At 66.9% G+C, this 14,815-nt stretch carries 13 protein-coding genes; 10 read left to right on the top strand and 3 right to left on the bottom strand.

The genetic code is table 11. The features are described from left to right. The first annotated feature begins 66 nt into the window (after positions 1-66). The 6 genes from MU856_RS09915 to MU856_RS09890 are packed head-to-tail and all read left to right on the top strand — an operon-like array spanning position 67 to position 8,358. The gene (locus MU856_RS09915; protein WP_263587467.1) at positions 67-1,221 is read left to right on the top strand and encodes a dipeptidase; all 1,155 of its coding nucleotides are present in this window, start codon (positions 67-69) and stop codon (positions 1,219-1,221) included. A 4-nt stretch (positions 1,222-1,225) separates the two neighbouring features. Beyond that, a complete protein-coding gene (locus MU856_RS09910) occupies positions 1,226-3,412 on the top strand; it encodes a TonB-dependent receptor (protein ID WP_263587466.1) in 2,187 nt (728 codons plus the stop codon). Positions 3,413-3,432: 20 nt separating this feature from the next. Then, the gene (locus MU856_RS09905; RefSeq protein WP_263588979.1) at positions 3,433-4,473 is read left to right on the top strand and encodes a DUF1611 domain-containing protein; all 1,041 of its coding nucleotides are present in this window, start codon (positions 3,433-3,435) and stop codon (positions 4,471-4,473) included. After that, positions 4,473-5,609: a hypothetical protein gene (locus MU856_RS09900; protein WP_263588978.1), complete on the top strand. Its 1,137-nt coding sequence runs from the start codon at positions 4,473-4,475 to the stop codon at positions 5,607-5,609. Before MU856_RS09905 ends, MU856_RS09900 begins: the two co-directional genes overlap by 1 nt. Further along, a complete protein-coding gene (locus MU856_RS09895) occupies positions 5,606-7,183 on the top strand; it encodes a serine hydrolase (protein WP_263587465.1) in 1,578 nt (525 codons plus the stop codon). Before MU856_RS09900 ends, MU856_RS09895 begins: the two co-directional genes overlap by 4 nt. Next, entirely contained in the window at positions 7,180-8,358 is a 1,179-nt protein-coding gene (locus tag MU856_RS09890) for a membrane dipeptidase (RefSeq protein WP_263587464.1), read from the top strand. Before MU856_RS09895 ends, MU856_RS09890 begins: the two co-directional genes overlap by 4 nt. A 1-nt stretch (position 8,359) precedes the next feature. Here MU856_RS09890 and MU856_RS09885 read toward each other — a convergent pair whose 3' ends face one another. Further along, positions 8,360-8,602: a hypothetical protein gene (locus tag MU856_RS09885; RefSeq protein ID WP_062902795.1), complete on the bottom strand. Its 243-nt coding sequence runs from the start codon at positions 8,600-8,602 to the stop codon at positions 8,360-8,362. Beyond that, positions 8,603-9,658 (bottom strand): Glu/Leu/Phe/Val family dehydrogenase, encoded by a 1,056-nt coding sequence (locus MU856_RS09880; RefSeq protein WP_263588977.1) that lies wholly within the window; start codon positions 9,656-9,658, stop codon positions 8,603-8,605. Positions 9,659-9,809: 151 nt separating this feature from the next. Between MU856_RS09880 and MU856_RS09875 the strand changes: the two genes are divergently transcribed. Then, positions 9,810-10,271: an Lrp/AsnC family transcriptional regulator gene (locus MU856_RS09875; RefSeq protein ID WP_058813303.1), complete on the top strand. Its 462-nt coding sequence runs from the start codon at positions 9,810-9,812 to the stop codon at positions 10,269-10,271. Between the two features lie 2 nt (positions 10,272-10,273). Here the strand turns inward: MU856_RS09875 and MU856_RS09870 are convergent, their stop codons facing one another. After that, a complete protein-coding gene (locus MU856_RS09870) occupies positions 10,274-11,728 on the bottom strand; it encodes a CHAD domain-containing protein (protein WP_263587463.1) in 1,455 nt (484 codons plus the stop codon). Positions 11,729-11,974: 246 nt separating this feature from the next. On the opposite strand from MU856_RS09870, the gene MU856_RS09865 reads away from it, so the two are divergent. The 3 genes from MU856_RS09865 to MU856_RS09855 all read left to right on the top strand — a co-directional run bounded on the left by MU856_RS09865 (position 11,975) and on the right by MU856_RS09855 (position 14,815). After that, the gene (locus tag MU856_RS09865) at positions 11,975-12,598 is read left to right on the top strand and encodes a hypothetical protein (RefSeq protein ID WP_062902793.1); all 624 of its coding nucleotides are present in this window, start codon (positions 11,975-11,977) and stop codon (positions 12,596-12,598) included. 148 nt (positions 12,599-12,746) lie between these two features. Continuing rightward, a complete protein-coding gene (locus MU856_RS09860) occupies positions 12,747-13,481 on the top strand; it encodes a response regulator (protein ID WP_263587462.1) in 735 nt (244 codons plus the stop codon). Next, complete coding sequence (locus MU856_RS09855; protein ID WP_062902792.1) at positions 13,478-14,815, top strand: sensor histidine kinase; 1,338 nt, start codon at positions 13,478-13,480, stop codon at positions 14,813-14,815. Before MU856_RS09860 ends, MU856_RS09855 begins: the two co-directional genes overlap by 4 nt.

Raw genomic sequence — 14,815 nt, 5'->3', positions numbered from 1 at the left:
GGGTTGACAATTTTCTGATTAGGACAATAGTCTAGAAAATGAAATTTTCTTGAGGTGGAGGGTGGAATGACCGCGTCATTCCCGGCGACGCGCCGCGCCTTTGTGGCGGGCGCGGTCGGGACAGCCTTGTCTGCGACGATCGCAGCGCCGATGATCGGACGCGGCGCCTATGCCTTCGCCGCAACGCCGGCGCGCAGCTATTCGACGCGCGCGGTCGATCTGGTCGCTGCTTCGCTCGTGATCGACATGCTCGCGCCGCTCAAGATCACGATGGCCCCCGATTATATCGCGCACCGTCTGACCGATGCCGAGGCGGGGGAGTTTCGCGCGAGCGGGATCACGGGCTTCCACAACAGCTTCGGTCTGGGCGGCCCCGATGCGCGGGCGCAGGCGATGGAATATATGGCGGGGTGGCAGGGCTTCGTCGGCCGCAACGGCCATGTTTTTTCGCTCGTCGACACGGTGGACGACCTCGACAGCGCAAAGGCGATGCGCAAATGCGCGGTCATCATGGGCCTTCAGAATGCCGACCAGTTCGACGGCGTCGAGGATGTCGCGGTCTTTCGCCGGCTGGGCCTGCGCTGCGCGCAACTCACCTATAACAGCCAGAACCGCATCGGGTCGGGCAGTACCGACCGGGTCGATGGCGGGGTCAGCGACTATGGCGCGGCGATCATCGACGCGATGGAGCGGGCGAAGATGCTGATCGACGTGTCTCATTGCGGCGACCGCACCACGCTCGACGCGATCGCGCTCGCCAAGGGGCCGATCGCGATCACCCACAGCAATGCGCGCGCGCTGGTCGACCATCCGCGGGTCAAGACCGACGAGGCAATCAAGGCGCTCGCCGCCAAGGGTGGGGTTATGGGGATCACCGGAGTGCGGATGTTCGTCCGCGCGAGCGACCCCACCAATGTCGGCCATATGGCCGATCATATCGACCATGTCGCCAAGCTGGTCGGGATCGAGCATGTCGGCATCGGGTCCGACGCCGACCTCAACGGCTATGACGACATGGCGCCGGCGGAATATGCGGCGCTGAAGGCAAGCTACAAGGACAGCTATGCCTTTCGCGACAAGATCGACATCGACGGTTTCGACCACCCGCTCAAGGTCTTCGACCTGACCGAGGAACTGATCCGTCGCGGCTATTCGGACGATAACATCCGCGCGGTGCTGGGGGGCAATTTCCGCCGCCTGCTCGCGCAAGTGTGGGGGTAAGGCGATGAAACAGGGTCTTTGGATTGCAAGCAGCATCGCGGCGCTCGCGGTGGCGATGCCGGTGCAGGCGCAGGAAGCGGGCGGCGCGGAATATAGCGGCGAGATCGTCGTCACCGCCCAGAAGCGCGTGCAGAACGTGCAGGACGTGCCGATTTCGATCAGCGTGGTCGGCGGTGAGGATATCCAGCAGCAGGGTTCGGCCTCGCTCGTCGATTATGCCGGCTATGTTCCAGGCATGAACGTGAGCAACGGCGGCACGCCGGGGCAGACGACGATCACGCTGCGCGGCGTCGCACCGCTGAGCGCCGCGCAGACGGTCGGCATCTACCTCGACGATGCGCCGGTCGGATCGAGCGCGATCTACAATCGCGCGGGGGCCTTCACGATCGACCTGATGCCCTATGACCTCGATCGCGTCGAAGTGCTGAAGGGTCCGCAGGGCACTCTGTATGGTGCGAGCTCGATCGGCGGCCTTGTCAAATATGTCACGGTGCAACCCGACACGCATGAATTCCGCGTGCGCGCCGGGCTCGAGGGCTTTTCGATCAAGGATGCAGGCGGTCTCGGCTGGGGCGCGCAAACCTATGTCAACGTCCCGATCGCGCAGGACACGCTGGCGATCAGCGGCAGTTTCGCCTGGCGCAGGAGCCCGGGCTGGGTCGACAGCGTCAATAATTCCGGGCTGACCGATCAGAATGATTTCGAACAGCGCGGCGGCCGCGCGGCGTTGCTCTGGCAACCAACGCCGCAATTGAGCGTCAAGCTGGCGGGCATTTGGCAGTCGCTCAATTCGGACGGCAACGGCCTCTATGCCGCAGATCTTGCGGGCAACCGGCTCGGCAAGGGCCATTCGTTCAACAATTATGTCCCCGAATCCTATGATATTTCGCTCGATTATTATTCGGCGACGATCGATTATGATTTCGGCGTGGCAACGCTGACCTCTGCGACCACCTACAGCAAGACGAAGAGCCGTCAGGTGCAGGATGCGAGCTATGCTTTCGGCGTACTCTTTCCGCTGCTTACGGATGGCGCCGTCGATCCGGGCATCACGCCGTTTTACCTCGACCTCGGGCTCAACAAGTGGACGCAGGAAGTCCGGCTGACCTCGCCAAGCGGCGGGCGGTTCGAATGGATGATCGGCGGCTTTTTCACCGACGAGAAGACGAGCAACGCGCAGCTTGTGCGGTCCTATGACATGAACGGCGATCCGATCGCCGGGCTCGATCCGCTGGCGATCGTCGGGCTGCCCGCGACCTACAAGGAATATGCGATCTTCGGCAATGCGACGCTGAAGCTCGCCGAGCAGTTCGACGTGACCGGCGGGCTACGCTGGGCGCGCAACAAGCAGACGTTCCGCCAGATTAGCTCGGGCGCGATCGTGCCCCAGGCCGACGATCCGGGAAGCTCTGCAGAGAGCGTCTGGACCTTTTCGGTCAGCCCGCAATTTCACATAAACAAGGACGCAATGCTCTACGGCCGCGTCGCCACCGGCTACCGTCCGGGCGGCCCGAACGTCATCGTTCCCAATGTGCCCCCGACGGTATCCGCCGACCGCATGACCAACTATGAGGTCGGACTGAAGGCCGATCTGGCCGACCGGATGGTGACGGTCGATGTCGCCGCCTTCTGGATGGACTGGACCGACATTCAGGTCGTCCGCTCGTTCGGCGGGGTCAATGGCGGGGCCAACGGCGGCAAGGCGACGAGCAAGGGTTTCGAGGGCAGCATCGCCTTTCGCCCGGCGCCGGGCCTGACGATCAGCGCGACCGGCAGCTACACCGACGCCTCGCTGAGCGAGGATGTTCCCGAAATCAGCGGAGCGAAGGGCGACCGTTTGCCAGCGGTGCCGAAGTTCAGCGGCGCGCTCCGCGCCGACTACGACTTTGAGCTGGGCGGCAGCGCCAAGGGCAGCCTCGGCGCCGGCATCCGCCACGCGAGCAGCCGCTTGTCGCTGGTCGAAAGCGATCCTCTGACCGCGCGCGCCGAGCCGTATACCTCGGTCGACCTCAATGCGTCGGTGACGTGGGACGGCCATTGGACGCTGCGCGCCTACGCGCGTAACCTGTTCGACAACAAGGGCGAGATGGCGCGCTCGACGATGGCGGACGGGCTGAACCAGCCGAGCTTCCTGTCGATCTCGCCGTTGCAGCCGCGCACGATCGGCGTCGCGATCGACATGGCCTTTTGAACGAAAGCGGAGTGACAGCGATGAACGCGCCGACGGGCCGGCTGGACAGCCAGCTCACCCTCCCGCAGCCCTATCTGCTCTTTCTGGGCGACACGACCGAGGCGGGCTATGCCAAGACCGCCTTTGGCCTTGCCGACTGGGCCGCCGACCGCTGCGTCGGTGAATGGGGGATCGGCGGCTGCGCCGTCACCACCGGCCTGCCGCGCCTGTCGCCGGCAGAGGCGCGGGCGGCGGGCGCGCGTTCGTTGGTCATCGGCGTCGCCAATCAGGGGGGCATCATCGGCGACAGCTGGGTCGCGGTGCTCGTCGAGGCGATGGAGGCGGGGCTCGACATCGTGAGCGGGCTTCACGTCCGGCTGACGAGCATCCCCGCGCTCGCCGATGCAGCGCGGCACACCGGCCAGCGGCTGATCGACGTTCGCACCCCGCCGCCTTCGATTCCGATCGGCAACGGCCGCAAGCGCAGCGGCAAGCGGCTGCTGACCGTCGGCACCGATTGTGCATTGGGCAAGAAATATACTGCGCTGGCGCTGCACCGCGCCTTTGCCGAGCGCGGGATCGATGCCGATTTCCGTGCCACTGGGCAGACGGGGATCATGATCGCGGGCGGCGGGATGCCGATGGATGCGGTGGTGTCGGATTTCGAAGCGGGTGCTGCCGAAATGCTGAGCCCCGACGCGCCTGCCGATCACTGGGATCTGATCGAGGGGCAGGGGTCGATCTTCAACCCCGCCTATGCCGCGGTATCGCTCGGCCTGCTCCACGGCAGCCAGCCCGACGTGTTCGTCGTCTGCCACGATCCGACGCGCACGGTCATTCTGGGAATGGAAAGCTTCGCCCTGCCGAGCATCGAGGAGGTGATCGACCTGACGATCCGGCTCGGCAGCCGGACCAATCCCGCGATCCGCTGCGGCGGCGTCAGCCTCAACACCTCGAGCTATGATGCCGATGCGGCCGCGGCGCTGATGGCGGCCGAGGCGGCGCGGCTAGGCCTGCCGGTCGCCGATCCGATCCGCGGCGGCGCGGCGTTCGCGGAGCTCGTCGAAAACTGTCTCGCGTGATGGTGGGCGAGGCGGGCAGCGGAGGGAGCTGGTTTCAGCGCTTTCTGCTGCCCGGTTTCGCACTGAAGGCGGTCATCATCGGCGGCGGCTATGCGACGGGCCGCGAACTGGCCGAATATTTCGTGCCGGCCGGACCGTGGGGCGGGCTTGCCGGGATGCTGCTCGCGACGCTGATCTGGAGCGTCGTCGCGGCGCTGACCTTCGCGCTCGCGCGGCAATTGCACGCCTATGACTATCGCAGCTTCTTCCAGCAATTGCTCGGCCCCGGCTGGGTGCTGTTCGAGGCGGCCTATCTGATCTTCGTCGTGCTGATCCTCGCGGTGTTCGGCGCCGCCGCCGGCGCGATCGGGGCGGCGACCTTCGGCTGGCCCGAACTGATGGGGGCGATCGTGCTGGCCGCCGCGATCCTGTTTGCGACCGCGTTCGGCGAAGCGGGGGTCGAGCGCCTGTTCAAATATGCCTCGATGCTGATCTATGCGGTCTATGCGCTGTTCCTCTTCTTTGCGCTGACCCGCTTTGGCGACCGCATCGGCGCGGGTTTCGCCGCGGCCGGACCGCCGGCGGACGGGTGGATGGCGGGCGGCATCACCTATGCGAGCTATAACATCGTCGGGGCGGTCGTCGTGCTGCCGGTGCTGCGCCACCTGACGAGCCGCCGCGACGCGTTGATCGCGGGCGCGATCGCCGGGCCGCTGACCATGCTGCCTGCGATCCTGTTCTTCGTGGCGATGATGGCCTTTTATCCCGGCATCGGCGACGAGACGCTGCCCTCCGACTTTCTTTTGCGGCAGATGGCGGTGCCGGGCTTTCACCTGCTGTTCCAGCTGATGATCTTCACCGCGCTGCTCGAAAGCGGGGTGGGGGCGATCCATGCGATCAACGAACGGATCGCGGGTGCGTTCGAGGCGCGCGGTCGCGCGGCACCCGGCACCGCGGGACGCGCGCTGATCGGCGCGGCCATCCTGGCGGGTTGCATGTTCGTCGCGGCGCGCGTCGGGCTCGTCGACCTGATCGCGAGCGGATACCGCATCCTCGCCTGGCTGTTCCTGGCCGTTTACGTCGTCCCGCTGCTGGGGATCGGCACCTATCGCCTCGTCAAGCGGGGCCCCTCGTCCAAGCAGGAGGTTCGTCCATGAAATCCGCGCGTCTGCTGGCGGCATCGCTGATGCTCGCCCTTTCGGTTCCCGGCTGGGCCGAGCCGCCCGCCGACATCGGCGACAGCGTCGAGGCGCTGCGCCAGATGATCGGCGCGGTCGGCGTGTCGATCGCGATCGTCGAGGACGGCCGGACGACGCTGGCGCGCGGCTGGGGCGTGCGCAAGCTGGGCGAGAGCGCGCCGATCGACGCCGAAACCATCTTTCAGACGGGATCGACCGGCAAGGCGATGACCGCCGCCGCGCTGGCGGTGCTCGTCGATCAGGGCAAGATCGCGTGGGACGATCCGGTCATCAAGCATATGCCGTGGTTCCGCATGAACGACCCGTGGGTCACGCGCGAGATCACGATCCGCGATCTGCTCGTCCACCGGAGCGGGCTGGGGCTGGGGCAGGGCGACCTGATGTTCGTGCCGCGCACCTATCTGACGCGCAAGCAGACGGTCGAGCGCGTCGCCTTTCTCAAGCCCAAGACGAGTTTCCGCTCGGCCTATGCCTATGACAATATCCTCTATGCCGTTGCCGGGCAGTTGATCGAGGAGGTGACCGGCCAGCGCTGGGAGGATTTCATCCGCGAGCATGTGCTGCGCGCCGGCGGCATGAAGAATGCGACGAGCGATAGCGAAGACCGCTTCCGTATCCCCAACCGCTCGTGGCCGCATGCGCGCCTGTCGGGGGCGCTGCGCGGGCTGGGGCCCCAGCAGGCGCTCGATGAACGCGACGAGCTCGGCCGCAACGGTGCGCCCGCGGGCGGGCTGGCGCTGAGCGCCGACGATATGGCGGCGTGGCTGAAAATCCAGCTTGCCCATGGCGCGCTGCCCGGCGGCGGACGGCTGTTCAGCGAGGAACAGGCGAAGCAGATGTGGACCCCGGTAACGCCGATGCCGATCACCGAACTGCCCGACAGCCTGAAACCCGCGCAGCCGATGCAGCAGGCCTATGCGCTCGGCTGGCAGGTGCAGGATTATCGCGGCCACCGCATCATCCAGCACAGCGGCGGCGTGTTCGGTTCGATCACGCGCGTCGTGATGATTCCCGACAAGAATGTCGGCTTTGCGATCATGATGAACAGCGAGGACAGCGGGATGATCCTAGGGCTGACCTACGAACTGCTCGACCATTATCTGGATCAGCCCGATTATGGCTGGACGACCAAATGGCAGGACTGGTTCGAAGCGCGATTGGCGGGCGGCGTCGAATATCTGAAACAGGCGAAGGCATCGCCGGCGAAGGTCGGCCCGTCGCTGAAGCCCGCGGGCTATGCGGGGCGCTATCGCGATCCGTGGTACGGCGATGTCGTGATCGCCGACGGGGCGAAGGGGCTGACGATCGACTTCACCTCGACCCCGCGCATGGCGGGCCGGCTCAAGCATTGGCAATATGACAGCTTCGTCACCGAATTCGACGATCCCGCGATCGAGCCCGCCTATGTGACCTTCGCGCTCGACGCCGACGGCAAGGTGACCGGCGTGACGATGAAGCCCGTCAGCATGATCGCCGATTTCAGCTGGGACTATCAGGATCTCGACCTCAAGCCCGTGGAGGACAAGAAGTGAAGCGCATTGCCATTCTGCTCGCCGCCACCGCGCTGTTCGCCTGTTCGGCGGCGGGCGACAAGCCGGAGGCGGCGCCGCCGCCGCTGCACAGCCGGATGCTGGTGCTCGACACCCATCTCGACACGCCGCTCCACTTCGAGCGGCAGGACTGGAACTTCGCCGACCGGCACGATCTGGCGACCGACCTGTCGCAGCTCGATATCCCGAGGATGCGCGACGGCAATCTCGATGGCGGTTTCTTTGCCATCTACACCGAACAGGGGCCGTTGACCCCGGCGGGCTATGCCGCGGCGCTTGCCCATGCGCGCAAACGGTCCGACCTGATCGACAAGATGATCGCCGACAACAGCGGGGTCATCGGCGCGGCGCGCACCGCCGACGATGCGCGGCGGCTGAACAAGGAAGGCAAGCTCGTCGCCTTCAAGTCGATGGAGAACAGCTATCCGCTCGGCGAGGATCTGTCGCTGTTGCAGGAGTTCTATGACAAGGGCGTGCGGCTGGCGGGGCCGGTCCATTCGGCGAACAATGAGTTTGCCGACAGCGCGACCGACAAGCCGCGCTGGAACGGGCTGAGCCCGCTCGGCAAACAATGGGTGGCAGAAATGAACCGGCTGGGCATCGTGATCGACGCGAGCCATTCGTCGGACGCGACCTTCGACCAGATCCTGCAATTGTCGAAATATCCGATCCTGCTCTCGCATTCGAGCCTGCGGTCGGCGCATGACCATCCACGAAACCTAGACGAAGGACGCTTGCGCAAGCTGACCGAAAAGGACGGGGCGATGTGCATTTCGACGATCTTCATGTCCGAGATGAACATGTCGCCGGCGCGCGCCAAGCTGTTCAGAAAATATGAGCATATCGGCGAGATTACGCCCGAAGCGCAGGCGGACCTGACGCGTCAGTGGCGCGAACTCGACAAGAGCGAGGCGATGTGGGCCGCGGATTTTGAGGATTATATGAAGATGGTGCTACGCGCGATCGAGGTCGGCGGCGTCGATCATATCTGCTTCGGCGCCGACTGGGACGGCGGCGGCGGCCTGAAGGGCATCGAGGATATTTCGGCCTTGCCGAAAGTCACCGAGCGGCTGAAGGCCGCAGGCTATTCGGACGCTGACATCGAAAAAATGTGGAGCGGCAACATCCTGCGCGTCGTCGCGGCGCAGGGGAAATAGCCTATTCGGCGAGGGCGGCTTCGATCATTGCGACATCAGTCACGGCGAAGAGCGCGCCGAGTTTCGATGCGATGACGGCCGCCGCGCCATCGTCGAGGCCAGGTACGTCGATCCGCAGTCGCATCGCGCCGTCGCCGGTCTGCATGGCAACCGCCGCGGGGACGAGGCCGCGCTGCCCGAAGAAGCCGGTGATGCGGGGAAGCGACTGCGGATCGGCGAGCGCGGCGATGTGAAAGCGGTGCATTCAGGCCGCCGCGCGCTGTGCCCCGGCCGCGATGACCTCCTCGGCCATTTCGTCGGCGACGATGGCAGGCGAGCGTCCTTCCTGTGCGGCGCGGTCGAGGAGTGCGGTCACGCGCGGAGCGATCTTCGCCACGCGCGCCGCAACCTCGGCTTCGTCTTCGCCCAGATATTCGGCCGACACGCTGATGATCCCGCCCGCGTTGGCGACATAATCGGGGACATAGGCGATGCCGCGCGCCATCAGCAGGTCGGCGACCGCCGGTTCGGCGAGCTGGTTGTTCGCGGCGCCGCACACCAGCCGCGCCTTCAGCCCGCCGACGCTTTCGGCATTGAGGGCGCCGCCGAGGGCGCAGGGGGCGAGGATGTCGGCTTCGACGCGAAGGATGTCGTCGACATGCACGACCTCTGCCCCGTGGATCGCCGCGAGCCGGTCGCGCCGCGCGGGGTTCGGATCGGCGATGACGAGCCGCGCCCCGGCGTCGGCGAGGCGGCGGCAGAGGTCGGCGCCGACATTGCCCGTGCCCTGCACCGCGACGGTCAGGCCGGTAAGGTCGCGGCCCAGCGTGTGCGCCGCCGCTGCCTGCATCGCGTCGAAGACGCCGCGCGCGGTCCAGGGCGAGGGGTCGCCGCCCGCGCGGCCGCCCGCAGGGGGCAGGCCGGCGACGTGGCGCGTGACGCCCGCGATATCCTGCATGTCGGCGACGGTGGTGCCGACGTCCTCGGCGGTTACGTAGAGCCCGCCGAGCGCCTCAACCGCGCGGCCGAAGGCGCGGAACAGCGCTGTGCGGTCGAACGAGCCGGCGGGGCGGCGCAGCACCGCCTTGGCGCCGCCGAAGGGCAGGCCCGCGAGCGCATTCTTGTAGCTCATCCCCTCGGCCAGCCGCAGCGCATCGGCGAGCGCGCCATCGACATCGTCATAGTGCCACAGGCGGCAACCGCCAGCGCCCGGCCCGAGCGCGGTCGAGTGAATTGCGATCACGCCGTCGAGGCCGGCGGCGGCATCGAACAGGCGGACGCATTCGACCGGCGGGGTCATACGGGCGGGGCGGCTGACCATCATGGTTCTCCTTGAAATGATTGGCGGAATGGCTGGTGTAAATTCGCTCAGCCTTATCGCATCATGTCGCCGGACATACTTGTTCGCATTTTCGTCCGCATTGGTGATTTTGAGGATTTTGAAACCGGAAATCTGCTGATATGGGAAATGAATGACCGATCTTGATCCGTTCGAGATAAAAATCCTTCGCGAATTGCAGCGCGACGCGAGCCAGACGACCGCCGAGATCGCCGATCGCGTCGGGCTGTCGGTGTCGCCCTGCTGGCGGCGTATCGACCGGCTGGAGCGCGAGGGATTTATTCGGAAACGCGTCGCGATCGTCGACCGGCGCAAGGTCGGACTGAACGCGCATGTCTTTGCGCAAGTGAAGCTCAACGCGCACGGCCGCGCCAATCTTGATGAATTCAGCGCGACGATCCGCGGCTTTCCCGAAGTGCTCGATGCCTATGTGCTGATGGGGACGACCGATTTCATGCTGCGTATCGTCGCGCGCGACATCGACGCCTATGAACGCTTCTTCTTCGATCAGCTGAGCAAGCTGCCCGGCGTCCAGGAAATCAATTCGACGGTCGCGCTGTCCGAGATCAAGTCGACGACCGAACTGCCGCTATAGGCTCAGCGCCAGAAGGGGGCGGCATCGCGGAGCGCGCGAAAGGCGGTGCGCGCTTCGCCGAGCAGGCGCTCGCGATCGCCAGTGGCGAAAAGTGCTACCACTTCGGGAACCGCATCGAGCGACAGGCTGCGCAGCAACTGGGGTGCGGTGGCGATGTCGTTGAGCGCGCCGAGATGGTCCTGCAGCGCCTCGGTGAGCTTGGCATGATCGCGCAGGGCCGCAGACCGCCCGTCGTCGGAAAACAGCGGTGCGAAGAAATCGGCGGTGTAGCGCAGCTTCTTGACCGTCTTGCGGAGGCGGTGCCGGGCTGCATCGTCGAGGCGCGCGAAGTGGCGCCCGCGCTTGCGGACCTTCCGGTGCAGCCGGTCCAGCTCCTCGGCCGCGAAGCCGCGTACCGGACGTGCGCACGGCGCCGCGGCTTCATCACCCGTGCGCCAGTCGCCGATGGTGAGCCACTCGACGAAATCGAGCATCAGGTGCCGCGCGCGCGGGGCAAGCAGCGCCGCGGTGGCGCGCGCATAGGCGGCTTCGCGCGCGGGACGCAGCCGGTCGGCGAGGGCGCCCGGTCCGGCGCGCACGGCGAGAACGTCGAGATCGCGCGCCGCGCCCAATTCGCCGGCAAGCCAGCGTAGCTCGTCGTCCCAGCGCGCGGAAGCGGAGGGCGGAAACAGCGGCGCGTGAACCGCGAGCGCCGAACGCAGCCGTCGCAGCGCGACGCGCGCCTGATGCAGCGCGCCGGGATCGCCGCGCTCGATCACCGTTGCGGCGTTGAGGCGGAACTGGCGCAGGCAGGCGCGGGCGATGGCGCAAAACGCCTCCGCCGCCGTGATCCCGGCCGCCAGCGCCACCGGCCGGGCTTTTTCGCCGGGAGCCGGCGGCGCGAGCAGCCGGTAGCCGCGGTCGGCCTTGCTGAGTATAGCGATCTGAACCGGGGTTGCCGCATCGATCCGGCGGGCGAGGGCGAATAGCGCGGGAATTGCGCTGCCCTTTGCCTCGAGCTCGATCTCGTCGATCGGGGTTTCGGCGTCGGGGGTGGCGACGCGGGCGTGATCGAGTGCGACCTCGATCCCGCCCAAATCCCAGAGCATCCGTTCGTTTTCGATCGTAAAGACGGGGCCAAGCTTCGCCGTGCGCGCGCCCAGCGTCGCCGCGACTGGGGTGCGATCGTCGAGCACGGGGATGTCGCCCTCCACCGCAAATTCCCATTCGGCGCGTGCGAAGAGGCCTGCGGCCGCGGCACGCGCCTTCACCGTCTGGAGGCGCTTGGTGCCGCTCGTGCGGATACGCAGCGAAAAGCCCGCGGCGGCGAGCGCGCGGTCGGGAGTGTCGAAATAGACCGCATGCTGGGCGATCATCGTCGGCGGCGCGCCGAACAGCGCCGGCCAATCGACCGTGCTGCGCGCGTCCGGCGGGAGTTCGAGCTTGAGCTCGACCTCTTCGCTCGACTTGCCGCCCATCCCTTGCCCCTCTTGCGATCGCCACCGACCCGTGCCGCTGCTTAGCGCCTTTGCGTCCGGATTGCCATCGCCTGGCGGCGCAGCCGGAACTTGCAGTGGGATGAACGCGGGGGGCGTTTTGCGACATTTTGCGACACTATTCCGACCATGCGGCAATGCTGTGGGACAAACGGAGCCTAGAAGGGTGTCATCGGGACCGAAGGCTCTTCCCCCTTTCATCTGGTCCCTTGGACAGGAGTTCGTGACGTGAAGAAAAAGATGACCCTTTTGACGCTGGGCGCCGCGCTGATCGCGGTGCCGGTGCTGGCTGCCCCCGGCGGCGACCGCAACATGGGCGACGCCAACAAGGACGGCGTGCTGACCCGCGCTGAGGCCGAAGCGCACGCCAAGGCGATGTTCGTCAAGCTTGACATCAACAAGGACGGCAAGCTCGACCAGGCCGATCGCGCCGCTCGCCATGCCGAAAAGCGCGCCCAGATGTTCGACCGCCTTGACGCCAACAAGGATGGCAGCATCAGCAAGGCCGAATGGGACCAGGCCGATGCCGCGCGCCAGGCGAAGCGCGCCGAATGGAAAGCCAAGCGCGGCGAACGCGCCGGTGCGCCGGGCGAAGGCGGCGAGCGGCACGCGATGCGCGGCCATCACGGCGGCAAGCGCGGCGGACATGGCGGTCCGGGCGGCTGGATGAAGGCCGATGCTAATGGCGACAAGGCAATCAGCCAGGCCGAATTTGTCGCCGGCGCGCTGGCGCGCTTCGACCGGATGGATACCAACAAGGACGGCAAGGTGACAGCGGAAGAGCGGCAGGCCATGCGCCAAGGGATGCGCGACAAGCGCGGTGCGCCGCCGGCGCCGCCCGCCACCAACTGATTGGCAGTGACGCGGGCGGCGTGGGTGGGCCTATCCCCCCTCCCTAGCCCCCCACGCTGGCATTGCCTTTGCCGCCGCGTCCTGCCAGCTATCGCCCATCGGCCCCCTGCGGGCCGGTGGGCGAACTAGTTATTTGTAGCGGATAGCCATGACCGATAGCGACACCCCCCGCATTCTGCTGATCGACGACGAACCGTCGATCCGCGAGCCGCTTTCCGAATATCTGGAGGCGCAGGGATTTGCCGTGACCGACGCGGCCAATGCCGCCGAAGCGCGGTCGGTGCTGCGCGCGCAATCGGTCGACCTGGTAGTAAGCGACATCATGATGCCCGGCGAAGACGGCCTGTCGCTGACCCGCCATCTGCGCGAGACGAGCAGCATCCCCGTGATCCTGCTCACCGCGCGCGCCGAAGATACCGAGCGCATCATCGGGCTGGAGATCGGCGCCGATGACTATGTCGTCAAACCCTTCAACCCGCGCGAACTGGTCGCGCGCATCCGCACCGTGCTGCGCCGGACGCAGGCGAACGGCCGCGCGGTCGATCCGGGCGGGACGAGCTATGCCTTCGGGCCGTGGGTGCTGCGCGAGGTCGAACGCGTGCTGGTCGACGAGGCGGGCACCGAAGTCGCGCTGTCGTCGGGCGAATATCACTTGCTTCAAGCGCTGGTGCGCCATCCGCGACAGGTGATGAGCCGCGACCGGCTGCTCGATCTGGTGCGCGGGCGCGAGGCCGACATCTTCGACCGCGCGATCGACAATCTGGTCAGCCGCCTGCGCAAAAAGATCGAGGAAGACCCCGCGCACCCGCAGATCGTCAAGACGGTGTGGGGCGGCGGCTATACGCTGGCCTGCGAGGTCAAGCGGCTGGGGCCGGCCGCATGAGCATTCGTCTGTGGCCGCGCAGCCTGATCGGGCAGTTGGTGCTGGCCGTCGCAGCGATGCTGTTCGTCGCGCAGGGGATCAATTTCGTGATGCTCGCACGCGGCCAGAAGCAGCAGACGCTTGCGCATGGCGGCGGCATGGCGGTCGCACGGATCATCGATGCGATTGATCGCGACCGACGCGGCCGGATCGACGACGGCGCCGCGAGAGGCCGGCACGACCGGGTCCAGAAACTACTGATTACCGACGGGCCGCCGCCGCTGATTCCGGGGTCGGTGCCGCTTGCCGACCTGTCAGCCTATGTCGCCGACCTGCTGAGCGAGGGCGGGGTCAAGGCGAGCGAGGTGTCCGCGTGGGCGATGCCGCTGCGGCCGCGTGCGCAGAAAACCAGCTATCCCGGCCGCGTCGTCGTGGTGAGCGCGCGCGTCGACGGGCGCTATTTCACCGTGCGGAGCCGCATTCCGGCGACCGGCGGGCGGCTGCAAGGCTTTTTGCTATGGCAGACGCTGTCGCTCTATCTGCTGCTCCTCGTGCCGATCATCCTGATCGCGTGGCGCGTCGCGGCGCCGCTGCGCGAGTTGACCCGCGCGGTGCGGGCCAATCCGGCGGCGCGCGATCTGCCGCCGATCGACGAGGCGGGGCCGTCCGACGTGCGCGACCTGATTGCGGCGTTCAACGCCTATCGCGCGCGCATCGGCACGATGCTCGCCGACAAGGATCGGATGCTGGGTGCGGTCGGCCACGATCTGCGCACCCCGCTCGCAAGTCTGCGCGTCCGCGTCGAGCAGGTCGACGACGACCGGCTGCGCGAAAAGATGATCGCTTCGATCGAGGAAATGACCGCGATGCTGGCCGACATATTGGCGCTCGCGCGGTCGGGGGCGGGAACCGAGGCGCCCGAGGCGATCGCGCTGCCGCTGCTGCTGCGCGAACTGACGGAAGACTATGGCGAGCAGGGCAAGGATGTCGCGGCGGGCGCGCTCGCCGAGGCGGCGGCGCGGGCGCGCCCGATGCTGCTGCGCCGGGCGCTGCGCAACCTGATCGACAATGCGCTGGCCTATGGCGTTCGCGCGCGGCTGTCGGTGGTGCGCGAGGGCGACCATGCGCGCATCATCGTGTCCGATGACGGCCCGGGGCTGACCGACGAGCAAATCCTCACGCTGGTCGAACCCTTTGCGCGCGGCGAGCAGTCGCGGAACCGCGCGACGGGCGGCGCCGGCCTCGGCCTGTCGATCGCGCGCGAGATTGCGGCGGGCGAGGGCGGCGAGCTGGTACTGGCGAACCGTCCGGGCGGCGGGCTCGAGGCGGCGATTGTGCTACCGGTTCTGACGTAA

Origin of the sequence: Sphingopyxis sp. GC21 (assembly GCF_025727575.1) — a bacterium.
Taxonomy (GTDB): domain Bacteria; phylum Pseudomonadota; class Alphaproteobacteria; order Sphingomonadales; family Sphingomonadaceae; genus Sphingopyxis; species Sphingopyxis terrae_A.
Note: the sequence above shows the minus strand (reverse complement) of the source record. Positions and strands in the feature narration are given on the sequence as shown.